The following is a 25,720-nucleotide window of genomic DNA, read 5'->3' on the forward strand; positions in this document are numbered from 1 at the left end:
CAAATGACTAATAATCGTAGCACAAGCGATAAAATACTCCAGGCAGTGATTGATCTAATGGCTGAGAAAGGGTATGACGGGACATCAACCAAGGAAATAGCCCAGGTTGCAGGCGTGAATGAAGTGACCGTATTTCGCCACTTCGGCACGAAAGGGAAGTTGCTGGAAGCTGCGCTGAAGCGCAATCATTACGCGGAGGAAATGACGAAGCTGTTCCACGATCGTCTGGTCGGTGATTTGCATGCAGATCTGCTCTTGATTGGTAGAACATATCATCAGATCATGAACCAGAATCGTAAACTCATCTTAATTGCACAGAAGGGCGGCAGCAGCCTTCCAGAGGGGGTTAGTGAAGAGGCGGACCGACATCCGCAGCAGCTCAAGAAACTTCTGACGGACTATCTGATGGAGATGTCTAATGAAGGGAAGGTAATGACCACGAATCCGGAATTACAGGCATTATCATTCATGTGGATGCATTATGGTGCATTTAACAGCTGGCTTAGTTCTCATGTGCTGGAAGAGTTTATCGAGGAGAGTACGCGGCTATTCGCTAGGGCTTTAACGCCCTAGTTTTTTTCCGAGTAATATGCAAGTGTGTACTTACATGCATTCTATATTATCCAAGGAGTGATTCTTATGACATTCGATTCGCATCAGAAGAAAGGTTCCATCTTAATGCGTTTGTTAATGTTCACCGTTATGATTTCCTCCATGAGTGCCATCATGTTCAATGTCGTTCTTCCGCAGATCAGTCAGGAGTTCCAATTATCAATCGCAGAAGTAAGCTGGCTCACAACCGCCTATACGCTCATCTATGCTTTTGGCACGGTAACGTATGGTAAACTGTCTGATCGGTTTCAACTGAAGACGCTCATGACGTTTGGATTAACTTTATTTGCGATTGGGTCGCTGATTGGTCTTGTCTCTCAAGTCTTCTGGGTCGCACTTCTAGGACGTTGCTTGCAATCTGCAGGCGCTGCGGCTATTCCTGCGATGGCTTTGATGATACCGATTCGATATTTTGCGCCGGAGAAGCGGGGTTCTGCCATAGCTATGACAGCCGTTGGGATCGCGCTGGGTGGTGCTCTCGCCCCTGTGATTGCAGCAGTTCTCGTCAGTGTTGCGAACTGGAGATGGTTGTTCCTCCCCTCACTGCTCATCTTAGTATTGCTTCCGATCTATCGCAAACATTTGGAATTCGAGCCGAAAAGTAAATCGACTACATTTGATTGGCCTGGCGGCGTGCTGCTCGCGGTATCCGTCTCAACTCTGCTGCTCGGCATCACGAACAAGACGTTCTGGTTGTTGATGATAGGCGCAGTGGCATTGATCCTCTTCGTCTTACGCATCCGTACGGCTCATGAAGCGTTCATTCAACCCCAATTGTTCCGCAACACGAAATATACGACCGCTCTTGTGTTAGTATTTCTTATCCATTGTATCGGGATATCGTTATACTTCTTAACTCCGATTTTGTTCGCGGACGTCTACCACTTGGATTCCGCTTGGATCGGATTCGCGATGGTTCCTGCTGCGATCGCCTCCTCCATTCTGGGAAGACAGGGGGGCAAGCTCGCGGATAAGAAGGGAAATACGCATCTGTTCTCGATTGCTTCCAGCAGTTTAATCTTGTGCTTCATCTTCATGTCTATCTTCGTAGGCATTTCGCCGTTATGGATATCGCTATTCCTCGTTTTCGGCAATGTTGGTCAATCCTTCATGCAGGTGGCTATGTCTAATTTCATTTCTACGACCTTGCCCAAAGACCAAGTTGGCGTAGGGATGGGCTTATTCTCGATGATCGGTTTCATTGCCCAAGGCGTCGCGGCCAGTCTCTACAGTATGGTGTTGGCAACGGGTTATACGTTGAATTGGAATCCGCTTCATCTAGATCTGAATAGTCAGTTGTATAGTAATGTGTATCTTGTTCTTGCTTCACTTCACGTAGGAATCTTATTGTTCTTCCGGATCCGATTCCGGGTGAAGCAACCAATGACCGCTCTGGAGCGTACCGTCAAACAATCCTAATTCGATGTTCAGGGGAGAGATGAGATATGACTTTATCCGTGAAACAAATCATTAGCGAACAATTACTGACATGGTCAGACGTGACGCAGCAGCCCCACCGTTTCGGTGGAATCGAATTTCTGTATCAAGGGAAGGAAATTGGACATTTGCACGGTGATTTCTTAGTGGATATCCTGATATCCAGACCATCGCGAGATCAGTTCATTGCAGAAGGGCGCGCAAAGCCTCATCATATCTATCCAGAATCCAGTTGGATATCCGTGTACATCCAATCGGAAGAGGATATCGCGGACGCGATTGAGTTATTGCGTTTTAAGTATAATTATCTCGTGAGCAAGATGAAGTAGATAGATAAACTCGATAGATGTGCTGGATGTCATTCTAGAACATTCAGCGCAGCTAATTTAATGAATATCATCATTAAAATGACTTAAATCGCATGAAAAGTTGATACAAAATATGGTATAGTCTTCACGAGAACAAAAGTTCTCGTGAAGAGGAGGGGCTAGGGTGGAAATGTTAACACAATCTCGCTTTGCTCATGCACAATCATTCATGAAAAAAGGGGCACGCGCACTGGAGAAAGCGCTGTTCGAATATGAGTTTGAGGGTGGAAGCGCAGCTTCTGTCTTGGAACAGTTATCCCGTTATCAGAATCAAGACGGTGGATTCCATAGTCTTGAACCGGATATTCGTACCCCTGTGTCATCGGCGATTAGTACATCGATTGCTTTTCAAATCTTGGACAAGCTGAACGGAGAAGGGGAATATGAGGAAATCGCTCGAAATGCAATACAATATTTAATCCATACCTATCGGCAAGATCGGAAGGGATGGGATATTACCCCACGAGATGCGGATGAATCTCCTCGTGCGATATGGTGGAACTACGGCGCCTTTGATGAAACATGGGGGAACCCAAATGCGGAGTTAGCCGGTTATCTGTACAAATACCGACATCTAGTGCCCAGCGACTTCGTTCAGGAAGTGGTGGATGAAGCAATGGACTACCTATTGCATCATTCTGCATGTAATGAGATGCATGAAATGTTCTGCTACCTTCGCCTAGCGGAGCAGCTGCCGGAAGATCAGGTTCAGCGAATGACTCACCGAATCGACCAATTCATCGAGAACTGTGTGATCCATCAACCAGAGGAAGGGCAAGGGTATGGCGCTTATCCTTTGCAAGTCGCTGAGTCACCTGATGCGAGATACTTTGAGCGTTATGCTGAAGTCATTGCCGGGGAGCTTGATCGACTCATTGAATCGCAATTATCCGATGGATCCTGGGGACCGAACTGGGCGTGGGGTCGCTTTGAAGACGAATGGCCTGCTGCTCGAGAAGAATGGAAGGGGATCATTACGTTGAATCATTTACGGATTCTACGCGCTTATGGTCGGATTCAGGAATAGGTAGGGTACCGCATAAATGATAAAACGAGGCGCGTTCCGTCGGACATCAGACGAATTGTGCCTCGTTTTATATTGTCATGCCAGGATTAGCCGCAGCTGCAATTGAGTACAGGTTTCCGAGCGGCCTGCGTCTCATCAAGACGCCGAACGACAGTATCGTATGGCGCATTCAGCAACAATTCTGGATTCGTGGCTGCCTCTTCCGCAATTAGAATCATCGTATTAATGAAGGCATCCAGTGTCTCCTTGCTCTCCGTCTCTGTAGGCTCAATCATGATGCATTCCTCAACATTCAATGGGAAATAAATCGTAGGTGGATGATAGCCGAAATCGAGTAGTCGCTTGGCAATATCTAGTGTTCGGATGCCATATTGTTTGAAGCTCTTACCGGACATGACAAATTCATGTTTGCACACCCCTGGATATGAAATCTCGTAGTATGGTGCAAGCCGGTGCATCATATAGTTCGCATTCAATACGGCATATTCCGAGACTTGGCGTAATCCTTCTGGGCCATAGGTACGGATATACGTGTAGGCGCGAACAAGGATGCCGAAGTTACCATAGTAAGCTTTGACTCGACCGATAGACTGCGGGATGTTGTCATCCAAGTAATAGCTGCCATCCTCTCGTTTTGCGACGATCGGTTTGGGGAGGAATGGGGTGAGGATTGCTTTGACCCCAACAGGTCCCGCACCCGGTCCGCCGCCGCCATGCGGCGTACTCATTGTCTTGTGGAGATTCAAATGGACGACGTCGAAGCCCATATCTCCAGGTCGCGTAATGCCCATGATCGCATTCGAGTTGGCACCGTCATAATAGAGAAGACCGCCTGCTTCATGCACGATACGAGCAATCTCTACGATCTGCTCCTCGAAGAGCCCAAGTGTGTTCGGATTGGTGAGCATCAAGGCTGCCGTATCTTGACCTACAACAGAACGGAGGGCTTCAAGGTCAACATGTCCACGAGCATTCGAAGGAATCGTGATGGTCTCGAAGCCGGCGACGGTTGCGCTAGCTGGATTCGTACCATGAGACGTGTCCGGCACGATCACCTTGGTACGTACTTCGCCTCGGCTCTCATGGTAGGCTCGAATCATCATGAGTCCCGTCCATTCCCCATGCGCTCCCGCAGCAGGCTGAAGCGTGACTTGATCCATCCCCGTTAACGCCGCGATATCTTGCTGAAGGGTGTACATGAGGCCTAGTGCGCCTTGGATGCTCGCTTCCGGCTGGTAAGGATGGATCTTAGCGAAGCCTGCAAACCTTGCAACATCTTCATTGATCTTCGGATTATATTTCATCGTACAGGATCCTAATGGATAGAAGCCATTATCGATCCCGAAGTTCCGACGCGAAAGGGCGGTATAATGCCGGATGACATCGACTTCATAGACCTCTGGCAGCGCCGCAGGTTCTGTGCGTAAGAAGGATGACGGAATCATTTCTGATAGGTTAACTTCAGGGACATCGCATTCAGGCAGTGCGTAAGCAACGCGTCCTGGTTGACTTAACTCGAAGATTAAAGCTTGGTTCTGGCTCATAGACATGCCTCCAAACGCGCTACGAATTGATCGATCTCATCTTTGGTTCTCCGTTCGGTTACAGCAACTAACAGATGTCCTTGCAATTCTGGATAGGCAAGACCAAGATCATACCCGCCGAGGTAACCAGCAGCAAGTAATTGTTCATTGATTTGAGTGACGTTCGCTTCTTCTGGCAGCTTGATGACGAATTCATTGAAGAACGGAGATGTGTTGGCGATAGCAAGCCGTTCTGAATGGCGGATTGCATTTGCCGCATAGTGCGCTTTCTGGATATTCAATCGCGCTACATCTTGAATTCCTTGCTTGCCCATGGTGGACAGATAGACGGATGCGCATAAAGCTAACAGAGCTTGGTTCGAGCAAATATTGGAGGTCGCTTTTTCCCTGCGGATATGTTGTTCTCTGGCTTGTAAGGTCAAGACAAAGCCACGCTTCCCATCGCGGTCAAGGGTCTGTCCAACGATACGACCCGGCATTTTACGCATCAAGGCTTCTGTTACTGCGAAATACCCGCAAGTAGGACCGCCAAGCGATGCTGCAATTCCGAATGGCTGCGCATCCCCGATGACGACGTCAGCACCCAACTTGCCAGGACTTTCAAGCACCCCGAGCGATAGCGGGTTGCTACTAACGACGAGTAGTCCTTTGTGTGCATGAATCATATCGCCAATCGTGCGAATATCTTCAATACAACCGAAGAAGTTAGGGGACTGGATTAGAACTGCCGCAGTGTTAGTTGAGATCATCGATTCCAGGTGCGAAAGATCCGTTACGCCGTTCTGAACATCGATTTCTATGATGTCCAGATTCAACCCGCGAGCGGAAGTCTGTAGAATTTGACGTGCTTCGGGATGAACGGCCCGGGATACGATGAGTTGTTTTCTTCTCGTCGCGCTAGCTGCAAGAGAGCCAGCTTCTGCGAGGGCCGTTGCTCCGTCATACATACTTGCATTCGCGACGGCCATGCCTGTTAACTCACAAATATAAGATTGAAATTCGAAAATCGCTTGCAGTTCGCCCTGACTGATCTCGGGCTGATAAGGTGTGTAGGCGGTATAGAATTCAGAGCGGGAAATGACATGATTGATGACGACAGGGACATGATGATCATAGATGCCTGCCCCGAGGAAGCTTGTATACCGGTCAAAATCAGCATTCTGATCGGACAATTGCTTCATATGGCGGAGTAAAGATATTTCATCCAGTGCTTCAGAGATGGGAAGAGTGCCTTGATAGCGTATTTCTGTCGGGATGTCTTGGAATAATTGTTCCATGGAATCCATTCCGATGACTTGTAACATGTCGGCTTGGTCTTGTGGTGTCATAGGCAGATAGCGATGTTTCATATTGTTTTCGTGCCTCCTGTCGAACGTGTCTTGTTTCGATAGAATGGAGCGGGTACAATTTTGGCGCGGAGCAGTTTGCCGCGAATTTCTACTTCGACTTCGGTATCTATGGCCGTATATTTCGTATCGATCAATGCAAGACCCAGATTTCGTTTGAGTGTAGGAGATTGTGTCCCCGTCGTCACTTCGCCAATCCGGTTTCCGTTCGCAAAGACGGGATAGTGGGATCTTGGGATGCCGCGATCGACCAGTTCAAGCCCCACTAATTTACGAGACAATCCTGATTGCTTCTGGTAAGCGAGTGCTTCCTGTCCAATAAAATCCCCTTTATCAAGTTTAACGAACATTCCTAGACCAGCTTCGAGTGGTGTGATTTGGGCCGATAATTCTTGACCGTAGAGCGGCAGCTTGGCTTCAAAGCGCAACGTATCGCGAGCGCCGAGTCCAGCTGGCACGAGTCCCATCCCTTGACCTAGTTCTAACAGTCCATTCCACACAGCAGGGGCGTCTGAATCACGAACATACAATTCGAATCCGTCTTCCCCGGTATATCCTGTACGCGAGATGAGTGTTCTTACCCCGCAGACAGACGCTTCTTTCATGAACTCAAATCCAGCGAGCCCCGCGATTGGTGTCTCCGTTGCTTCCTGTAAGATCGCTTCCGCCAGAGGGCCTTGGATGGCGAGGAGCGCGGTCTGATCGGATACATTCTCTATCTTCACGTTGCTAGGCTGATGAATTTTGAGCCAATCCCAGTCTTTATCGATATTGGAGGCGTTGACGACAAGCATATAATTCGACATCGATAGTCGATACACCAATAAATCATCGACGACACCACCTGTTGGGTAACACATGCAAGTATACTGTGCTTGACCATCTTGCAGCTTGGTGACGTCGTTCGTCGTCATATGCTGGAGAAAGGCTTCGGCATCTTCGCCAGTGACGATAAATTCGCCCATGTGGGAGACATCGAACAAACCGGCTTGTTGTCGTACGGCTTCGTGTTCTTTCTGGATGCCAAGAAATTGAACAGGCAATTCCCATCCGCCAAAGTCAATACATCTTACACCGGAATGGTTAGCGTAGAGCGGGTAGAGTGGCGTTCTGCGAAGCTGAGTCATGCATTCACCTCATCTGATTGGATTGTGTAGATCGCACGCGATAACAACAAAAAAAGACAGGCAAAAGAAACGATAGATGCCGCTACGCATCCCATTTCCTTCGCTCTGTCCTTTGTACCTGAGAGTTACCTTATGGGCTGGTTCTCCCATAAGTTTCCCCTTGGGTGATTCGATCGGCTAGAAGTCTCGAATACTCTCCAGAGGTGCGTCCGGTAAAGGTCCTTTTGCCTGAGAGATTCACCTATGCAGGCTTACTCCTTCGGCGTTACCTAGGTTCGGTAATCTCTCCCGTTACCATCATCCGCTATTATTATTCCATTACTCCATTAATACTCGACCGTTCACTACCTTGTCAATCAATTTTTTGGTAATGAAAATAATTTAATGCCGGATATTGACAGTCTTGTTCTCGTTGTTCTACGCTAATAGGGAATTAGACCTCCGGAGCTAAGACAAGCAAACAATATGCAATCCGATACAGTGACATTTCGAGAAAAGAGGCGTTCAGATGAGTGAAGTAAAACCAAACTTGCGGTACAGTGAAGAGCATGAATGGGCTGAAGTGATCTCGGAGAATACGATCCGAATTGGCATTTCCGATCATGCGCAGCATCAGCTGGGGGATATTGTATTCATTGAATTTCCTGAAGTCGGCTATGAAGTGACAGCAGGAGACAGCATGGGATCGATCGAATCGGTAAAGACGGTCTCGGAATTGTACTGCCCTGTTACAGGAAAAGTAACTCGCGTCAACTCGCAATTGGAGACAGAGCCAGAACTCGTGAACAATGAGCCTTATGCAGGTGGATGGCTTGTTGAGGTGGAGGTTGACGGTACGGCGGAAGATGCGGTTCAACATTTGTTAACGGCAGATGCTTATACAGAGCTGACTAAGGACTAATGGTATAGTGAATATTGAATATTTCTAAGTAAAAAGAGTTGATTCGCGGTGAGTATGCGGCGGACAGCTCTTTTTTGCCATGTCTCTCGTATATTGAAATATAACGGGGGATTCAACCGACTCCTGAGTATACCGTGTATGGAATAAGACGACACTGAGTGATGTATCCGATAATTTGCGATGGTGCTTATCTTCATTGACACTTCATCATGAACATGATAATTTTAGATTATCTAATTGTTGAAGATCAAAAATAATTTTGATAAGGGTTTTTGGGGAGGAACTATGGAGTCATATCTAGAAAGATTTCAGAAAGCAATGGATCTCGTACACAAGAAATTGAATAGTGAAGTGATGGAGAAGCTTCCCGCTGGGATTACGCCGCCTCAAATCATGATGCTATTTCGTTTGTACAAACTAGGATTGTGCAAACTATCACAGCTCGCTGAATGTCTGGAAGTGAAGCCAAGCTCGATTACAGTCATGATCGATCGACTGGAGAAAAGCGGCTATGTCGCACGCCAATCCGATCCGAATGACCGTCGTATTGTACTCGTGCAGCTCACGGACAAAGGACGTGAAATTCTGAAATCAACAGGAAAGCTACGTGATCAAGCGCTTGAACCTTTAGTGCAAGACCTCACGAAAGCTGAATTGGTCACGCTCGTCGAGACATTTGAGAAGATCACCTCGAAGTTCACGAATCAGGATAAAGAATAGAACTTGTATCATGAAAATCAAATGGATTAGAAGGGCGGGCCAGACAGTTTGAATATATGGAGCTCGAGTTTTTCAATACTCTCAATATTGAACATGGTCCTGGCGATCGCGGTCATCTTCATTGAGAGACGTAATGTCGGAAATACATGGGCGTGGCTAATGGTCCTGTTATTTCTCCCAGGGATTGGATTTATACTATATCTCATGTTCGGTCAGAACATTAGCAAACGTAAAATCTATAAGATTCCCAAAGAACAGCATGAAAATATGAATCATATGGTTCGAGCACAACAACAGCTTTTCAGAGAGGGTCAGGTTAAGTTCCACGATACATCCATCACGGAATACCAGGATATGATCTACATGAATTTGTCGGCGGCCAAATCGATCCTTACGCAAGATAACGATATCACGATTTATACGGATGGTCATGAGAAGTTTGATGCGCTTATCGAATCGATTCTGCAGGCGGAGCATCATGTGCATGTGATGTATTATATCGTTCGGGACGATCATCTCGGGCGCCGACTGTTGGACGCACTAACGCTGAAAGCACGCGAGCATGTTCATGTTCGATTTTTGTATGATGATATTGGGAGTGCAGGCTTGTCGAAGGATTTCTTCAAACCGCTTATTGAAGCGGGCGGACAAGTCGCTGCCTTTTTCCCGTCTCGGATACCTTACGTGAATTTTCGATTGAACTATCGGAATCATAGGAAGCTGGCCATTATCGATGGGACGATCGGATTTATTGGCGGATTTAACGTGGGGGATGAATATCTCGGTCTAGATTCCCGTTACGGCTACTGGCGAGATACCCATTTGAAGGTGAATGGAAGCAGTGTGTTTCAGATGCAAGCACAATTTATTATGGACTGGGATCTGGCCTCGACACAGCGTCTAACAGAGATGGAGCAGTATTTCGTCCCTGTGGAGCGTTCGGGTCTTAATGCGATGCAGATTGTATCCAGCGGGCCAAATAGTACCCAAGAACAGATCAAGAATGCATGTATCAAACTCATTAATTCCGCGAAAGAAACGTTGTATCTGCAATCACCGTATTTTGTGCCGGATGAGACGATGCAGAATGCACTTCGGATGGCCATTTTGTCTGGGGTGGATGTTCGGATTATGATACCGGCTGTACCGGATCATAAAATCGTCCATCTGGCAACGTACTCTTACTTAGGAGAACTGCTTAAAATCGGGGCAAAGTGTTACCTGTATCAGAAAGGGTTCTTACATGCCAAGACGATGGTCGCTGATGGCAAAGTTGCTACCGTGGGTACAGCGAACATGGATATCCGCAGCTTTAAGCTGAACTTTGAGGTGAACGCGTTTCTATATGGGGGAGAGGCGCCTTCCAAGCTGCATGCTATTTTCGAAGAGGATATGGAGGATTCCATCCGTTTGACTCGCGAAATGTACGAAGGGCGGCCACGCAGGCATAAGATTGGAGAATCGGTGACGCGACTCATTTCCCCAATCCTATAATGCATCTGCGATGATTGAATCGAATATGGTTCTAGATTTCAGGAGAAACGCTTTATCGACCTATTGGGGCGACAAAGACGTTTCTTCTTGTTTTTGTAGGACAGGTGCGATTAGACCGAGCTTCACCAGCCCATAATAGATGCCGTCTTCATCGCATGATGTTGTGATCATGTCTGCCGCTGCCTTGGTCTCCGGGAGTGCATTGCCCATGGCGACCCCCGTTCCAACAAGTGAGAGCATCTCAAGATCGTTGTTATTGTCACCGAATGCATAGCTGTCTTCAAGTTCAAAGTTGCCGTGTTCTAACATTTTGGTAATACCAATGGCTTTGGAGCAGCCTTTGGGAAGAATATCTAACGCATACGTATGCCAAGGCAAAAATGTGAAATGGGGGAAACGGTCGATGTAATGGCTGCGCTCATCTTCTTCACAGAATACAATCGCTTGGTAGATCGGAGCACGCAGATGGAAGGTCGGATCAACCTCCGGATAGACGATTTTTGTGTCACCAAAAGAATCGCGAAGGTAAGGATGGTTCGCAACACTCGATTTGAAATCGTCATGACTCACATGGGCATACGGGTGATTATTGCGCTGCATTTCGATCTGAAGCTTGACAAGCTCTTCTTGCGGAATGGGATTGTCGTAAATAACTTGTCCTTCGAAGACGACATACTGCCCGTTCATTGCAACATAAGAATCGATTCCCAGCGACTGCCGAATTTCTTCGAACAAGATTGGAGTTCTTCCGGTTGCAATGGCTGTATATACGCCTTGTTGCTGAAGCTCATGAATGGCAATTCGAGTTGATGCTAGAATTTCTTTATTTTCATTCAGTAATGTACCGTCAATATCGAAGAATACGATAGGTCTTCCCATGGTAACATTCCTCCTCTATGATGATAAAAGAAAGGGTGCGGCCATGACGCCCAATGAAGGTAACGCTGACCGCATTTGATGACTGTACTTGATGTTACAACTTCATGATAAAATATGAAAAGCTTTTCAGGTCAAGAGTCTTTTTTCAGAAAAGGTGGTGAACGTGTTTCATGGCCAATATTAAGGAAATCGCAAAATTAGCGGGTGTATCGATTGCAACGGTATCACGTGTACTGAATCAGCATCCTTATGTGCGAGAAGACAAACGCGCCGCTGTCCTTGAAGCGGTGGAGAAGCTCAATTATTCGCAGAATATGAATGCGGTCCATCTCGTGTAAGGGAAGACATCGATGATCGCCGTCGTCTTGCCGTATGTGAATCACCCCTATTTTGGGGGGATTACTGATGGGATCGCCAATGCTTCCTTAGCGTGTAATTACAAGCTAATCCTATGTCAGACGGATTATCGTGCAGAAGAAGAACAGAAGGTGCTTGATATGCTTCGTATGAAGCAAGTTGACGGCATTGTTTTCTGTTCGAAAACGATGACATGGGATGAAATTGAACCTTATACGGTCTATGGCCCGATTATTGCCTGTGAAAATGCAGGGGATCGTGCGGTTTCATCCGTCTATATCGATCATTACGGCAGCTTCAAGCTGGGGATGGATTATTTGATTGCTAAAGGGCATCGGGAAATTGGATATTTCATCGGTCGCGGAGATAGCTACATTAATATGAACCGAAAGCGGGCTTATATGGATGCGCTTCAAGCGATTGGCGAGGAGCCTTACGCAGAATGGCAATTCGAGCGCATATTCGATTTTGAACGCGGGGTTGAAGTGGTTCGCAGGCTCTTAGCCATGAAGAACCGACCGACGGCGATCCTCGGGAGTGGAGATCATCCCGCTGCTGCGATCGTCGCAGAAGCTAGAAAGCACGGCATTCGTGTCCCTGAGGATTTAGCAGTGATTGGATCGGATAATCACCCCATTGCGGAGGTGCTTGGCATTACGACAATCGAACTATCGATGTATGACGTTGGGAAAAATGCCTTCGAAATTTTATTCGAACGGATGAATGATAAGTCGTTGCCTTCAACGCGAAAAGAGTTGACGTATCGGCTAATCGAGCGGTCGACGGTCTGAGGAAGGAGGGGTAAAATGGAGCCCATTGAAGTCGTGGTATACCGACCCGAATGGAAGATTCAATTCCTGGAGCTGGGAAGTGCTTTGCGAAGTGCACTAGGTGATAACGTATGGCGAATTGATCACGTGGGTTCGACTTCTGTGGTCGGGTTAGTAGCGAAACCGATTATTGATATTCAAATATCTGTTCCAAACTTGAGTGAAATGGAAACATATCAGACAATTCTGGAACGTGTAGGTTATCGTTACCGTGCAGATAATGACGACCTTAGCAAACGTTATTTCCGTGAGGTGCCGGGAAAGCCAAGAACCCATATTCATGTTCGTCAAGCAGGCAGCTGGTCTGAGCAATTGAATTTATTATTTCGTGATTATTTAAGAAGACATCCCGAAGCATGTCATACATATGGACAAGTAAAAAATCACCTCGCGGAGCTATATCGCGATGATCGCGAATCCTACGTTCGCGGGAAGGAAGATGTGGTCTGGGCGATCCTCAGGGAGGCCCATATCTGGAGTATGGCTGTTGGTTGGAAGCCAGAGAAATCGGACGCTTAGTTTTGCATGAACAGGTCCATCGATTTGGTCAGCTCTCTTACTATATTGCGGTACAAGATGGGGACGATATTACTGTGAAGCATGAAATTGAATTCGAGATGATATTACTGTGAAGCATGAAATTGAATTCGAGATGATATTGCGGTAGGAGATATGATAATGATGAGAAGGTCGAGCCCAAGGGCTCGGCTTTTTTAACGATCTTAAATACGAACTTATGTTCTGTTATAATGGTGAAAGTAGATAACAACGAAAAAAGTGGAGATAGCTGTTTCGCGTGGAATAAAAATACGTGTTTGCACATGATTGTCCTGCGTCCTCGCATCATCCATACGTTTGCGGTATCTACTTCCGTTATTCTCTAACCATCCATACCACATATCTAACTATTGCGAAAGCGGTACGCATCCGAAAACATCTTGACAAATAAAAACCAACAATAAAGAAATTGGGCCCAAATATACCCAAAAATATTCGTTGACACCTCCCAAAATGCCCCTTATATTTAATGTAAATCACCCAAATTTGGAGAAGGTAGAGACTCTAAGAGGATATAGAAGGTGTATGGGAGGTGGAACATGCCGTCTTTGAAGGATATTGCCCAAATGGTTGGGGTATCAATTTCCACGGTATCTCGCGTCATCAATAACGACACGAGTAAGCATATCAGCGCGGATACGAAGAACAGAGTATGGGAAGCTGTGAAAGGTTTGAACTATAAACCGAATGAAACACCAAGACGCTTGATGCAGAAAAAAATGAATCAAGTCGAACCAGAATCACAACCGCGAAGAATTGGATGTATTCTTTCACTTCCGAACAATAAGTATAACCATCCGTATTTCTCGCCCATTCTGGCTGGCATTGAAGATAAATTGAAAAGCCTGGGTTGTGTGCTGCATTTTATTCGAACGGAAGATGAGATTCGCGAAGATCTGAAGAATCTTCAATTAGAAGGTGATGGGAAGCCGGATGGCTTGATTTTCGTCGAAGGTGTCGAGAAATCGCTCTATCAGAGGTTAAAAGAAGTTGTTCCATACAGTGTTGGGATTGATATCTCCGATCCGACGGTACCCGTGATTGCATATGATCGTGTGATCGCGGCGAAGGCTGCGACCCAACATCTGATTGAACAAGGTCACGAGCAGATTGGTTTTATCGGTGGCGTGGGGCTAACAGGAGACATGACGAGGGAGAAAAGATTCCGAGGATATCGCGAAGCTTTAGAGCGTGCCGGTCTTCCGGTAAATCCAGATTGGATCATGAACTCGGAATGGGATGTCGATCTCAGCTATGCATGCATGAAAAATTTGCTTCACGAGCATCCGGATCATCTGCCTACTGCTATGTTCTGTGCGAGCGACATGATGGCGATTTCAGCGATGAGAGCGGTTACAGAAGTAGGTTTGAGTATCCCTGAAGATATTGCATTTATTGGTCTTGATAATATCGATTTTGCTAAATATACATCTCCAGCACTCTCATCTGTACATATTCCGAAATACGAGATGGGGCTGGCCGCAACGAAGACGCTTCTAGATTGGATGGACGGAGCGTATCCGATGCCCTTTAGAATGGTATTACCCTTTGAACTGATGATAAGAGAATCCTCTATTCATAGCCAAATTCTTATCGAAAGGTAGTGTACACGTATGAACAAAATTACAGCAATCCTATTAGGTGCAGGAGATCGAGGAGCTAGAGCCTATGGTCCATATGCCATCAATTTTCCACACGAACTGCAGATTATCGCTGTAGCCGAGCCGAATGAAGAACGTAGAGTGAGTTTTATGCAAGATCATGGCATCCCAGAATCGATGGCATTTACTGATTGGAAGGATGTCCTGAATAAGCCGAAAATGGCGGATGTCATGATCATTTGTACCATGGACCGCATGCATTATGAACCTACTTTAAAGGCACTCGATCTCGGTTATCATGTTCTGTTGGAAAAGCCAATGTCGCCAGAACCACGTGAATGTATCGAGATGGAGCTTGCAGCGAAACGTAACAACAGACTTCTAATCATTGGACATGTGCTTCGTTACACGAGTTATTGGTCCACAATCAAACGCTTTCTTGACGAAGGACGAATCGGTCAAATTGCTTCGATTCAACTGAATGAAAATGTCGAGCATATGCATATGTCTCATAGCTTCGTTCGAGGCAATTGGAACAATTCGGATGTGTCGAGTCCGATGATTCTCCAGAAATCCTGTCATGACATGGATGTGCTCTCATGGCTTATGAATCAGCCGTGTATGCGAATTAGTTCTTACGGATCACTGATGCACTTCAATGAGAAGAATGCACCAGAGGGTGCACCGCTTCGTTGTCTTGATGGTTGTCCTGCGGAACTTACTTGTCCTTATCATGCTGCACGTTATTACCTCGGTGAAGGCAAAGGATGGGCACGCAAGTTCACGTTAGACAACAGCCGCGAAGGCATTTTGGAAGCGCTTCAGACCAATAGCTACGGTCGATGTGTATACCATAGCGACAATAATGTCGTGGATCACCAAGTAGCGTCCATGGAATTCGCGGATGGTGCGACAGCAACCTTCAGCATGTGTGGGTTCACACATAATCAGACACGGACCGTTCAGATTATGGGTACCAAAGGCGAAATTCGTGGCGATATGGAGAATAACTCGTTCACGATTTATGATTTCTTGACGAAAGAGCAGCAGACGATCAAAGTCAATCCGGGCACATTCGGACATGGCGGAGGCGACGAAGGTATTGTGAGAACATTCCTGAAAGAAGTCCGTGAGTATGTCGGCGGTGAAGGTCTTACTTCGGCATCGGCATCAGTACGCAGTCACTTGATGGCGTTCGCTGCGGAAGAATCAAGATTGAATAACGGCAAAGCGATTGAGATTGATGCTTATTACAGAAGCTTCATTCCGGAAGGCGCAGTCTAGAACGTAACCTCATGTATATTCCATCAAGGGATCGCTCTCACCGGTACGAAGCAATAAGATGTACGGGTAGGGTTGAATGAGTTTTCCATGTTTTGATAAAATATAAAAATAGGTTGTGATAGAATAGGAAAGCTGAGAAGCTTTCCTTTTTATTGTTCATGGGGGAGGGAAATCGAATGAACAGACTTGGCTTAATTCGACATGGTGTTACCCCTTGGAATCAAGAAGGCCGATTTCAAGGTCATTCGGATATAGCATTAGCGCCAGAGGGGGTCAGGCAAGCAGAAGCGCTCGCGGCCAGATTGCGAGAGGATGAAGGGGCATGGGATCTAATCTACACCAGTGATCTGTCACGTGCTGCCATGACCGCACAGATCATCTCAGATGCACTCGGCATGAAGGAAATTCACTTCGATGCGCGTCTTCGTGAAGTGTCTGGCGGATTGCTCGATGGAACGACGGAGGAGGAGCGCGTCTCCAAATGGGGTGAGGATTGGTATGATTCTGTGACAACACTCGGATTAGAGACCGAAGAACAAAGTGTAAGACGAGGACTCCAATGCATTGAGGATATGGTGAGCCAGCATCCGGCCAAGCGAATTTTGCTCGTTAGTCATGGTACCTTTCTAAGCTACATGCTGAACCAATTGATGCCGAATGATCCGAACCGACCTCACTTAAACAACACATCACTTACAACGTTGATCCGAGATGCAGAGGTATGGCAATGTGAATTGTATAATTGTACGAAACATTTGGTGAATATATCATGAAAATCGCAACCAGGAGGTGCAGAGATGAAAAAGGTTTTGTTCTGGGACTTCGACGGCACACTAGGGGGCCGGATGGATGGTCTGAAAGGTAAAGCATGGAGCGCCTCGATATGGGAAGCATTGGTTGAACATCACTTGCAGCATGACGTAAATCGTGACGATATTTTGCCGCGGTTAGGGCAAGGATTTCCTTGGCAAGAGCCGGAGAAACCTCATATCCATCTGAACACCCCAGCATTGTGGTGGGCGCACATAGAATCGATCTTTAAGCAAATTTATGAGGATCTCGGTTTCTCAAATGATATAGCCAATCGACTATCCGCTACCGCGCGGATCAAATATGTGGATCTACCGATGTGGGAATTGTACCCCGATACACTGCCCGTGCTTCAATCGTTATCTCAACAAGGTTGGTCGCATATGATTGTATCCAATCATGTTCCAGAATTACGCACGATTGCAGCCCACTTAGGGCTTCAAAACGTGATATCTGAGATTGTGAACTCGGCAGAGGTTGGCTATGAGAAGCCGAATCCCGAAATATTCCATATTGCGATGAAGAAGGCTGGAACGCCTCATGAAGTATGGATGATCGGTGATAACATCGATGCGGATGTATTCGGCGCACGACAGGCAGGGATTCCTTCGATCCTGGTTCGTGAGAAGGATCCGAGGGCTGAGCATCAATTCGATGACTTCTATGGCGTAGCGAAGTTCTTGGCCGTACGTGGCACGACAGGGCACCAATGAGCAGGTTACGACAACTATGGTTATTCGGATGGAATCAAGCACTCTGCTGTATATTTCCTGTTATTATATTCTTAACGTTAGGCATTACGAAGTTCATCTCGCTACCCTACATCCATCGTTATGACTTGATTCTGCTGGTCTGCATCGTCGCGCAGATTGCCATGGTGAAGTTCAAGTTCGAGACGATGGACGAGCTGAAAGTGATCATGTTATTCCATTTGATTGGTCTCGCACTTGAATTGTACAAGGTTCATATGGGATCTTGGGCATATCCCGGAGAAGCGTGGTCTAAGGTTGGTGGTGTACCGCTCTATAGTGGGTTTATGTACGCTAGCGTAGCGAGTTATATTTGCCAAGCTTGGAGACGGTTCGATTTGTACTTGGTCGCATGGCCGCGGCAGGTGATAGCTGTAACCATTGGGGTAGGCATTTATGTGAACTTTTTTACGCATCATTTCATGATGGATCTACGATGGATATGGATTGTTTTGTTATTCATTGCCTTCTGGCGGACAAAAGTTTATTATACGGTGGGTCAAGTTCGCTATCAGATGCCACTTATCTTGTCCTTTTTCCTCATTGCGTTCTTCATCTGGATTGCGGAGAATATTTCAACCTTGCTCGGTGCGTGGAAGTATCCGGATCAGATGACAAAGTGGACCTGGGTACATCTCGGGAAATTAAGCTCATGGTTCTTACTAATCATCATAAGCATCATCATCGTTGCTTATTTGAAACAGATCAAGATGCAATCACGAGGTATGAAAAGAGAGGAAGTTCCTCGTGCATAGATGTTGGCAAAGCAAAGAACCACATCGCATCGGAGCTGGCGGCTCTCGCTGTTATGCGGCTCTAATTCATATACTGATCATGATCGTTACGTCGTTCTTGGCGTTCCCCATTGGTCTTGATAGATTAGTTCATTCATTGCACGACGTCGCTCCCAATCGTGAATTTCGAGCAAAGGGCGATCTGGGTAAGAATCCGTATATCCTAGGGATAGCAGAGCTACAGGATCGATATGTGGTGGAATACCGAGAATGCGGCGGACATCCGGTTTCTTATAAAAGCTGACCCAGCCCATCGCGATTCCTTCGGCGTAAGCAGCAAGCCACATATTCTGAATCGCGCAGCTCACGGACATCATATCGGTCTCAGGAATGGAGTTTCGTCCGAGGACATGATCACCTGCTCGTGATGGATCACAGGTTACGCAGATGGTCAGAGGTGCTTCCTGAATGCCAGCAATTTTAAGTGCAAGGAATTTTAGATCACGGTCTGTATCTTCATAATGAATGGCAAGCGCTCGGCGTTCCTTATCGACGATGTATGCGAGATCATCCTTCGTCTTCTGCTGCTCAATCATGATGAAATTCCACGGCTGCATAAAGCCAACGGAAGGAGCATGATGCGCACTCTCTAGAATGCGTTCTAGCGCAGCTGAAGGGAGGGGATCGGGTAGAAATGATCGTATATCCCTGCGTTTGAAGATCGCTTTATAGACACCTTGCTTCTCTTCTTCGGTTAAGTGTTCCATGGATCAACCTCCATTATTGAATTGTAGGATGCGTATCTCAATTCTAACGTATGACCGATAGGATCACAAATGGCACGGTGTAGTGGTTAAATAAAAAGAATAAGAGTTAATTAACGAGATTAAATAAAAATATGTTTTTTTGACGAACACAGTCGTGTCAGGGGTTTTGGTAGTTTGTTAATGATATTAACTATTAGTTAAAAAGGAGAATGAAGATGTCCTTACCTGTTAAAATGCCCAGAGAGCAAAAAGAGATGATTATTCGCAATGTTCAGTTGTTTTTTGAGGAAGAGCGTTCTGAAACGTTAGGAAACATTGCTGCGGAATCGATCGTTGATTTTATGCTTAAGGAGCTAGCACCTCATCTATACAACAAAGGGGTAGCAGATGCGAGAAACCTGTTGATGCAGAAGATGTCGCAAATCGAAGATGAGTGCTATGCTTTAGAACAACCGATTCGTTAGTATACATCAAAAATAAACATATTTAGATCAAAAATCATAATACCATGCCATGATCTGTACGTTATAATAAAAGCATTACTAGATTAAGGAAAAAGGGTGACCGACATGTTGAAAGGGATTTCATCAATCATTTCGCCGGAATTACTAAAAATCTTAATGGAGATGGGGCATGGAGATACAATCGTACTCGCTGATGGCAATTTCCCATCCGCAAGTCATGCTGCGCGCCTCATTCGTGCAGATGGACATGGCATACCACAATTGTTAGATGCGATTCTCCAGCTTATGCCGTTAGATACATATGTTGAACATCCGGTTGCGCTCATGGATCTTGTTCCGGGAGATAACGTGGAGACCCCGATTTGGGATGAATATCGTGCGATTGTGCAACGTCATGAAGGACAAGACGTATCGTTCGAGATGATTGAACGGTTCGCATTCTACGAAGAAGCGAAGAAATGCTACGCGGTCGTCGCAACAGGTGAGCGTGCGCTGTATGCGAATATCATCTTGAAGAAAGGGGTTATCGCATCCTCATGACAGCCATTCGAATTGATGCGCATCAGCATTACTGGTCGATTCAAAGAGATGATTATGGTTGGTTAACACCGGAACTACCGACACTTTATCGAGACTATCTTCCTACAGATCTTGAAGCACTGCTTAAGGAGCATCAAATTAACGGCTCGATTGTTGTTCAAGCGGCAGAGAGTATCGCGGAGACGGACTTTATGTTGGGATTGGCTGTACAGCATCCTAGTATTCTCGGGGTTGTTGGGTGGCTTGATCTTCATGCACCAGATTATATGCAGCAATTAGAACGATTTCGTGCACATCCCAAATTCGTAGGCATTCGGATCATGATTCAAGAGATGAAGGATAGCAACGAGGTTCTTGAACCCGGGATGGTGCAAGCGATTACAGCTCTTGCAGATACAGGAGTGCCTGTTGATCTGCTATGCACGTCGAATCAACTGCATTCAGTCGTGGAGCTGCTGAAGCGAGTGCCTCATTTGCATGCCGTGATCGACCATATTGCAAAGCCGCAAATTGCAGCGCAAGTATTCGAGCCATGGAGATCACAAATGGCGGAGATTGCATCGAATCCAGGCATTTATTGCAAATTGTCGGGCATGGTGACTGAAGCGGATCGTCAGCACTGGAGCTCGGAACAGATTATCCCTTATATACGTCATGCAATCGACCTATTCGGTTATAACCGTATCATGTTCGGTAGTGACTGGCCTGTATGTCTGCTCGCAGCAAGCTATGATGAGGTTGTTGGTGTGCTTGAACAGGCGATGGATTCACAAGTGAGTTCAGAAGATCGCGAGAAGTTATTTGGTCGCAATGCGGCTGACTTTTATCGGTTAATTTCACAGGCATAATAATAGGGTTATAGATCATTTGCAATTACTTCATGATATGATGACATCCCGTTGATAAAGAAAAATAGTCTCATCACATTTTGATCCCATAATGGAGTTAATTCTAAGGGAACAAGTGAGGAGAAGACAATTATGAAATCAACAACGATTCGGATATGTACATTAGTGATGTTATCATTTGCATTAACGGCGGGGGCAGGATTATCAACAGTTGAAGCTAAAGCCGCCTCATCTGCTGCATCATCACAAATAAATGGAAAATTCACGCAGGCTTCTGTAATCGGAGTATGGGTCCAATAGGAAAATAGGGAACAGGATCCTTGGATCCCTGTTCCCTATTGTTATGAGATGGCTTTGAGACCGACGACCGATCCGAGGATAATGAAGATACATAAGATGCGTCGCCAATCTTTAGATTCATGGAACAAGAACATACCCATAAGCGCTCCCCCGGAAGCCCCAATTCCTGTCCAGATCGCATAGGCCGTGCCCATTGGAATAGAGCGCATTGCAATGGTTAATAATGCGAAGCTGGCACCGAAAGACAGGATCAGGTAAACGACAGATTTCCAGTTCTTATCCCGATTCACAATATTAATCATGACGACACCGAGCGTTTCACATAAACCAGCCAAGATGAGTAAGATCCAAGCCATTATCCTTCACTCCCTTCAGCTTGGTCATGATTTCCAGTTACGAGCTTCAGTCCAACGACACCAAGCAGTAACAAGAGGACGAGCAGCAGCTTCGCGAGGTTGAAAGGTTCACCGAAGAACAGCATCTCGGAAGCGACGGTTCCTGCGGTTCCTAACCCCACGAATACAGCATACACGGTTCCTACAGGTAGACTGCGTGAAGCGACGATGATGACATGGAAGCTGATATAGATTGCGATAATGGTACCGATCCATGCCAAGGGTGTTGAAGCATGCTTGAGCCCAATGACCCACATGACTTCAAATACGGCGCCGCAGACCACTTTTAGCCAATGATTCATTTGAATCACTCCTATCTCTGATTGTTATTATGAAGCAAAATGACCGAAACAAACCGAAAAAGCCCGAGAGTTATCGATGTATCGATACTCCCGGGCTTTTGTCCCTCCGTGTCAACGGCATGAATGCCGTCCGCTTCCTCTCGGACCAGACTTGTTACCAATGTGGTAACAACGGAACCCTAGGAAACTTTGCTCATGAAATTACTTGTTAGTATAATACAGTTTGTAGCGAAGCTCAATAGGAAAAATGTGCAGAAAAAAATGTTAGGTGTTTTGTCAGAAATTCATTCTATCCAGCGTCTATACCATAGATCAACGACTCGCGAGGTGCTTAACTTGAATGAAATGTTCGTAGAATGGGATGAGATGGAAGATGAAATGCTAGTTCGAGAATCAAGGAATGGGAGGCAGGAGGCGTTCGGTGAGCTGGTGCGTCGGCATCGAGCGAAGGTATATGGCTACGCACAGTCCATTACCCAAGAAGCATTTCTTGCCGAAGATATCGTGCAAGAAGCCTTGGTTCGTGCCTTCCTGAATCTTGGATCCCTAGTGGATTCTGCGCGGTTCTTGCCGTGGCTGCATCGGATTGTTCGTAATCAAGCATACACGAAACTGCGAAGCTCTTCGGTAACGAGAGAGCGTGTTGCTAGTGGGTTGGTCCGGCTAGGAGATGAAGAGGCCAGAGAAGAGAACTGGCATGACCTTGATTACATTCTCTATCGATTATCGAAAGCTACCCCACCCGTTGATGATCAGCGGTCGAATCCTGAAGAGCGACTTATTCGTCAGGAACTGCTCGATATGATCAGTGGTATGCTTCGTTGTCTGAAGCCAAGAGAGCGGATCGTCTTCGAATCGCATTTCTTCGATCAATTGTCAGCGCAGGAGATTGCCAGACTATTCCACCTGACGGATGCAAACGTGTATCAGATTCTATCCCGTTCCAGGAAGAAAGTCATTCAAGAGAGAGTTCGTGTCGTTGTTGATGACTATGTGAAATCGAGAAAGGATAGGAACAATATGAAAAAAGTAATGTTAAACCCTTCAGAAGCAACGCAACAAGGATACAGCTGGACATCCGCTGCAACGATTATGCACAAGATGATTACGTTTACGGGTCGGGAGGTATCGCTGCCTGCGGTTATGGGTTATTCAGGTCATGCTTTTCGGATCAACATTATTCCGGAGGATGTCCATATTGCGGGCCCTACATGCTTTTATTTCGATCGTAACCTCGCGCAAGGGATGCGGAATTTAGGGTTTGAGACATGTATGGTCGTAGGGATTAAGCCAGCGATGGGGCCCAATGCGAACTTAGCTGATCCAGGTCAATTGACTTCAGCTGCAAAAGAAAAGAGGGAAATCCATCAAGCTCTGCCAGAAGCGCTAGAATTAATCCATCGTTCGCTGGATCGTGGTCTACCTGTCATGACCTGGGATACGTTCATTCCTGAGTTCGGCATGATTTACGGCTATGATGATGAGCAGCGACTCCTCACGGTTCATGAATGCGGTAAAGATGATGCAGTCCCTTATGAACATTTGGGCCGCGGGATTTTAGAGGATTTGTTCGTGTTGGCGATTGAGTCACAGCATGAGTTCGATGAGCGATCGGCGCTAAGGGGTGCACTAGAGATGATTCTAGATCACTATCAAGGACGTGAAGAGCAGTGCATGAATGCGGTGCAAGGTCTCAGCGCCTATTCGGTATGGATCGATGCATTCCGTGGTGGGAAGATTGAACCGAATGGGAATGCGTACAATACCGTTCTTCTCTGGGATGCGCGCCGGAATGCTGCAGCATTCTTGCATGAAGTCGCCGACACATGGGCAGGAGAGACGCCAAGTGACAGACATGTTCGGGAGTTAAGCAGGACAGCAGCGGCAACTTATACGCAAATTGCGGAGCAATTACAAGAATTACATCAGATGTTCCCATTCCCGATGGGTGGCGAACCAAATGATCCTGCTCGTGCAGAGCGTTCGATACAGATTCTACAGTCGGTTCATGCTCTCGAAGTGCAGGCTGTAGCAACATTAGAGCAGATGAATGAGGCTTTATAGTAAGCAGGGAAGGATATATTCATAGGATCGACAGAGGCAATCCGTGTGACGGGTTGTCTTTTTGCGGTTGATAGGATAATATAACCATAGTTTGGTAAATATACTATTTTCAGAGAATCATAGGAGTTGAATCAGTTGAAAAAATGGATTGTATGGTTAAGTCTGTTATCGATTTGTACATTTTCAATACCGGTATATGCAGGGGAAATGCCATTAAATCAGAACATTCGGGATTTCGACACTTCATCGCTTATTAAGACGGATCTCTCCTACTGGGTATGGGGAAATAATCAGTCGGTACCGACACAAATTGCGGCTTTAACCGATGTTGTTCAATCTTTTACCGATCAATTGGTGATGAAGAAAGACGGATCGGTATGGTATTGGGAATATACACCATCAGGCATTCAGATTCAACAGATGAAGGGCTTGAACAATATCGTTGCCGTGGCTTCAGGTTGGAGAGGATCAATAGCCTATAATCAGACGGGGAAAGTCTATTATTTGTCGAAGACAGAGGGACGATTTACACCGGGGCATGCGGATTATGCAGAGCTTCGCGAAATTGATCATGTCGTGGATATTAGCAGCTACTATGACCAAGACAGTGAGTTTCACTGGTTGTTCGTCTGTGATGATGGCCGACTTTTCCAGAGCAATGAGCAGCTTGATGCCATCGTGCCAGTTGAGTCGCTGCGATCGGTGAAGGAAGTTGAGGAGAATGTTGTGCTTCAATCAGATGGCACGGTGCTTCAACTCAAGAATAACAGAAATGAAGATGATCGTGCGAACGCAAAAGGAACGGGAGAACTCCAATTTGCATCAGTTGAAGGGTTAACCGGCATCCAGAAGATTACATCAAAAAGCGGTTCTTATCTTGCGATTGATGGGCAAGGACGTGTTTGGTTCTGGGGCGTGACCTATACGGGCTATTCCGATGGCACCACCTTGAATCAGCACCCAAAGGCGATCCAATTATCGGGTCTGAAAGGAAAGGCAAGAGAAATCTACATTGTTGAACGAACGTTGGTTGTATTGGCAGAGGGTGGAAATGTATATGGAACGTCGATCGATCAGCTTGTATCGTTACCTGCGAATACGCCATTGAAGCTCATTGCAAGTGATGTTCAGACGATTAAAGCCAGTACGCGTCATATGATTATGATGAAATACGGGGGATCGCTGTGGGGTTATGGTGTTAATAAGAATGGGCAGCTGGGGCACGGGGATTACGAATTTATGCATGACAACCCCGTGAGCGTACAGAAGCCTGTGTCAGTAGAGTTTAACGGCGAGATCATTCAATTGAATAATGGCGTAATCATTCAGAACGGACAGGCTTTTATACCTCTTCGCTCGGTGTTCGAGAAAATTGGTGCTGAAATCGGGTGGGACATGGCAACTAAAATTTCGATCTTGGAGCAAAAGAAAGCCGACCCAGCGGTGAGCATACGGATTGATTTTCGATCGGGTGAAGTAACGAAGAACGGTGAGAAAGTAACGCTATTGAATAAACCTTTTGTCCTGCAAAGTACGGCGTATCTGCCATTACGATTCATAAGCGAAGCGCTAGGAGCCAAGGTGGAATGGAATCAAGAGGCGGGCAAGATTGTGATTTCAATGAAATAAATAGGATAGGAAAGCAGTAGAAGCTTAATCCTG

General features: G+C 46.2%; 26 protein-coding genes, 1 pseudogene and 3 riboswitches. Of the genes and pseudogenes, 20 read left to right on the forward strand and 7 right to left on the reverse strand.

Going from position 1 to position 25,720, the window contains the following annotated elements:
* Positions 1–3 precede the first annotated feature (3 nt).
* The 4 genes from AC3WU2_RS04010 (at position 4) to AC3WU2_RS04025 (ending at position 3,444) form a co-directional block, all read left to right on the forward strand.
* Positions 4–573 (forward strand): TetR/AcrR family transcriptional regulator, encoded by a 570-nt coding sequence (locus AC3WU2_RS04010; RefSeq protein WP_492451460.1) that lies wholly within the window; start codon positions 4–6, stop codon positions 571–573.
* Positions 574–639: 66 nt separating this feature from the next.
* Positions 640–2,031, forward strand: a complete 1,392-nt coding sequence (locus AC3WU2_RS04015; RefSeq protein WP_492451462.1) for an MFS transporter — start codon at positions 640–642, stop codon at positions 2,029–2,031.
* A gap of 26 nt (positions 2,032–2,057) precedes the next feature.
* Positions 2,058–2,378 (forward strand): luciferase domain-containing protein, encoded by a 321-nt coding sequence (locus AC3WU2_RS04020; protein WP_492451463.1) that lies wholly within the window; start codon positions 2,058–2,060, stop codon positions 2,376–2,378.
* Between the two features lie 163 nt (positions 2,379–2,541).
* A complete protein-coding gene (locus AC3WU2_RS04025) occupies positions 2,542–3,444 on the forward strand; it encodes a hypothetical protein (protein WP_492451465.1) in 903 nt (300 codons plus the stop codon).
* An 86-nt stretch (positions 3,445–3,530) separates the two neighbouring features.
* Here the strand turns inward: AC3WU2_RS04025 and gcvPB are convergent, their stop codons facing one another.
* The 3 genes from gcvPB to gcvT are packed head-to-tail and all read right to left on the reverse strand — an operon-like array spanning position 3,531 to position 7,461.
* Positions 3,531–4,988, reverse strand: a complete 1,458-nt coding sequence (gcvPB, locus tag AC3WU2_RS04030) for an aminomethyl-transferring glycine dehydrogenase subunit GcvPB (RefSeq protein WP_492451467.1) — start codon at positions 4,986–4,988, stop codon at positions 3,531–3,533.
* A complete protein-coding gene (gene gcvPA / locus AC3WU2_RS04035; RefSeq protein ID WP_492451469.1) occupies positions 4,985–6,337 on the reverse strand; it encodes an aminomethyl-transferring glycine dehydrogenase subunit GcvPA in 1,353 nt (450 codons plus the stop codon). Before gcvPA ends, gcvPB begins: the two co-directional genes overlap by 4 nt.
* Entirely contained in the window at positions 6,334–7,461 is a 1,128-nt protein-coding gene (gene gcvT, locus AC3WU2_RS04040) for a glycine cleavage system aminomethyltransferase GcvT (protein WP_492451471.1), read from the reverse strand. The genes gcvPA and gcvT overlap by 4 nt, the downstream gene beginning before the upstream one ends.
* Positions 7,462–7,564: 103 nt before the next feature.
* Positions 7,565–7,664: riboswitch (glycine riboswitch) on the reverse strand.
* Between the two features lie 3 nt (positions 7,665–7,667).
* Positions 7,668–7,762, reverse strand: a riboswitch (glycine riboswitch).
* A gap of 207 nt (positions 7,763–7,969) precedes the next feature.
* Here gcvT and gcvH point away from each other — a divergent pair.
* The 3 genes from gcvH (at position 7,970) to cls (ending at position 10,576) form a co-directional block, all read left to right on the forward strand.
* The gene (gene gcvH / locus AC3WU2_RS04045; protein WP_492451473.1) at positions 7,970–8,362 is read left to right on the forward strand and encodes a glycine cleavage system protein GcvH; all 393 of its coding nucleotides are present in this window, start codon (positions 7,970–7,972) and stop codon (positions 8,360–8,362) included.
* 285 nt (positions 8,363–8,647) lie between these two features.
* The gene (locus AC3WU2_RS04050) at positions 8,648–9,082 is read left to right on the forward strand and encodes a MarR family winged helix-turn-helix transcriptional regulator (protein ID WP_492451475.1); all 435 of its coding nucleotides are present in this window, start codon (positions 8,648–8,650) and stop codon (positions 9,080–9,082) included.
* Between the two features lie 48 nt (positions 9,083–9,130).
* Positions 9,131–10,576, forward strand: coding sequence for a cardiolipin synthase (gene cls, locus AC3WU2_RS04055; RefSeq protein ID WP_492451477.1), 1,446 nt, complete (start codon positions 9,131–9,133; stop codon positions 10,574–10,576).
* A gap of 60 nt (positions 10,577–10,636) precedes the next feature.
* Here the strand turns inward: cls and AC3WU2_RS04060 are convergent, their stop codons facing one another.
* A complete protein-coding gene (locus AC3WU2_RS04060) occupies positions 10,637–11,455 on the reverse strand; it encodes a Cof-type HAD-IIB family hydrolase (RefSeq protein ID WP_492451479.1) in 819 nt (272 codons plus the stop codon).
* Positions 11,456–11,625: 170 nt separating this feature from the next.
* Between AC3WU2_RS04060 and AC3WU2_RS04065 the strand changes: the two are divergent.
* From AC3WU2_RS04065 to AC3WU2_RS04095, 7 genes and pseudogenes are all read left to right on the forward strand, one after another.
* Positions 11,626–12,603, forward strand: a pseudogene (locus tag AC3WU2_RS04065) (LacI family DNA-binding transcriptional regulator).
* A gap of 15 nt (positions 12,604–12,618) precedes the next feature.
* A complete protein-coding gene (locus AC3WU2_RS04070) occupies positions 12,619–13,161 on the forward strand; it encodes a GrpB family protein (RefSeq protein WP_492451481.1) in 543 nt (180 codons plus the stop codon).
* A gap of 578 nt (positions 13,162–13,739) precedes the next feature.
* Complete coding sequence (locus AC3WU2_RS04075) at positions 13,740–14,804, forward strand: LacI family DNA-binding transcriptional regulator (RefSeq protein ID WP_492451483.1); 1,065 nt, start codon at positions 13,740–13,742, stop codon at positions 14,802–14,804.
* Between the two features lie 9 nt (positions 14,805–14,813).
* The gene (locus tag AC3WU2_RS04080; protein WP_492451485.1) at positions 14,814–16,085 is read left to right on the forward strand and encodes a Gfo/Idh/MocA family protein; all 1,272 of its coding nucleotides are present in this window, start codon (positions 14,814–14,816) and stop codon (positions 16,083–16,085) included.
* Between the two features lie 176 nt (positions 16,086–16,261).
* Positions 16,262–16,858: a histidine phosphatase family protein gene (locus tag AC3WU2_RS04085; RefSeq protein WP_492451487.1), complete on the forward strand. Its 597-nt coding sequence runs from the start codon at positions 16,262–16,264 to the stop codon at positions 16,856–16,858.
* Between the two features lie 24 nt (positions 16,859–16,882).
* Positions 16,883–17,608: an HAD family hydrolase gene (locus AC3WU2_RS04090; protein WP_492451489.1), complete on the forward strand. Its 726-nt coding sequence runs from the start codon at positions 16,883–16,885 to the stop codon at positions 17,606–17,608.
* Positions 17,605–18,399 carry a DUF817 domain-containing protein gene (locus tag AC3WU2_RS04095; protein ID WP_492451491.1) on the forward strand — a complete coding sequence of 265 codons (795 nt, stop codon included), beginning with the start codon at positions 17,605–17,607 and terminating at the stop codon, positions 18,397–18,399. Before AC3WU2_RS04090 ends, AC3WU2_RS04095 begins: the two co-directional genes overlap by 4 nt.
* 86 nt (positions 18,400–18,485) lie before the next feature.
* Here AC3WU2_RS04095 and bluB read toward each other — a convergent pair whose 3' ends face one another.
* A complete protein-coding gene (bluB, locus tag AC3WU2_RS04100; protein WP_379343512.1) occupies positions 18,486–19,145 on the reverse strand; it encodes a 5,6-dimethylbenzimidazole synthase in 660 nt (219 codons plus the stop codon).
* A 215-nt stretch (positions 19,146–19,360) separates the two neighbouring features.
* On the opposite strand from bluB, the gene AC3WU2_RS04105 reads away from it, so the two are divergent.
* From AC3WU2_RS04105 to AC3WU2_RS04120, 4 genes are all read left to right on the forward strand, one after another.
* Positions 19,361–19,609 carry a DUF2164 family protein gene (locus AC3WU2_RS04105; RefSeq protein ID WP_018758006.1) on the forward strand — a complete coding sequence of 83 codons (249 nt, stop codon included), beginning with the start codon at positions 19,361–19,363 and terminating at the stop codon, positions 19,607–19,609.
* Between the two features lie 105 nt (positions 19,610–19,714).
* Positions 19,715–20,149, forward strand: a complete 435-nt coding sequence (fucU, locus tag AC3WU2_RS04110) for an L-fucose mutarotase (protein WP_492451494.1) — start codon at positions 19,715–19,717, stop codon at positions 20,147–20,149.
* A complete protein-coding gene (locus AC3WU2_RS04115) occupies positions 20,146–20,997 on the forward strand; it encodes an amidohydrolase family protein (protein WP_492451496.1) in 852 nt (283 codons plus the stop codon). The genes fucU and AC3WU2_RS04115 overlap by 4 nt, the downstream gene beginning before the upstream one ends.
* 132 nt (positions 20,998–21,129) lie before the next feature.
* Positions 21,130–21,297, forward strand: coding sequence for a hypothetical protein (locus tag AC3WU2_RS04120; RefSeq protein ID WP_492451498.1), 168 nt, complete (start codon positions 21,130–21,132; stop codon positions 21,295–21,297).
* A gap of 41 nt (positions 21,298–21,338) precedes the next feature.
* Here AC3WU2_RS04120 and AC3WU2_RS04125 read toward each other — a convergent pair whose 3' ends face one another.
* Together AC3WU2_RS04125 and AC3WU2_RS04130 are read right to left on the reverse strand one after the other, a co-directional pair.
* On the reverse strand, positions 21,339–21,653 hold the full coding sequence (locus tag AC3WU2_RS04125) for a DMT family transporter (RefSeq protein WP_492451500.1): 315 nt from the start codon (positions 21,651–21,653) through the stop codon (positions 21,339–21,341).
* Positions 21,653–21,994: a DMT family transporter gene (locus tag AC3WU2_RS04130; protein WP_492451502.1), complete on the reverse strand. Its 342-nt coding sequence runs from the start codon at positions 21,992–21,994 to the stop codon at positions 21,653–21,655. The genes AC3WU2_RS04125 and AC3WU2_RS04130 overlap by 1 nt, the downstream gene beginning before the upstream one ends.
* An 85-nt stretch (positions 21,995–22,079) precedes the next feature.
* A riboswitch (guanidine-I (ykkC/yxkD leader) is annotated at positions 22,080–22,188 on the reverse strand.
* Positions 22,189–22,339: 151 nt separating this feature from the next.
* On the opposite strand from AC3WU2_RS04130, the gene AC3WU2_RS04135 reads away from it, so the two are divergent.
* A complete protein-coding gene (locus AC3WU2_RS04135; protein WP_492452184.1) occupies positions 22,340–24,058 on the forward strand; it encodes an RNA polymerase sigma factor in 1,719 nt (572 codons plus the stop codon).
* Between the two features lie 135 nt (positions 24,059–24,193).
* A complete protein-coding gene (locus AC3WU2_RS04140; protein ID WP_492451504.1) occupies positions 24,194–25,687 on the forward strand; it encodes a stalk domain-containing protein in 1,494 nt (497 codons plus the stop codon).
* The last annotated feature ends 33 nt before the right edge of the window (positions 25,688–25,720 follow it).

The organism is Paenibacillus sp. EB106-05-06-XG162, assembly GCF_058791655.1.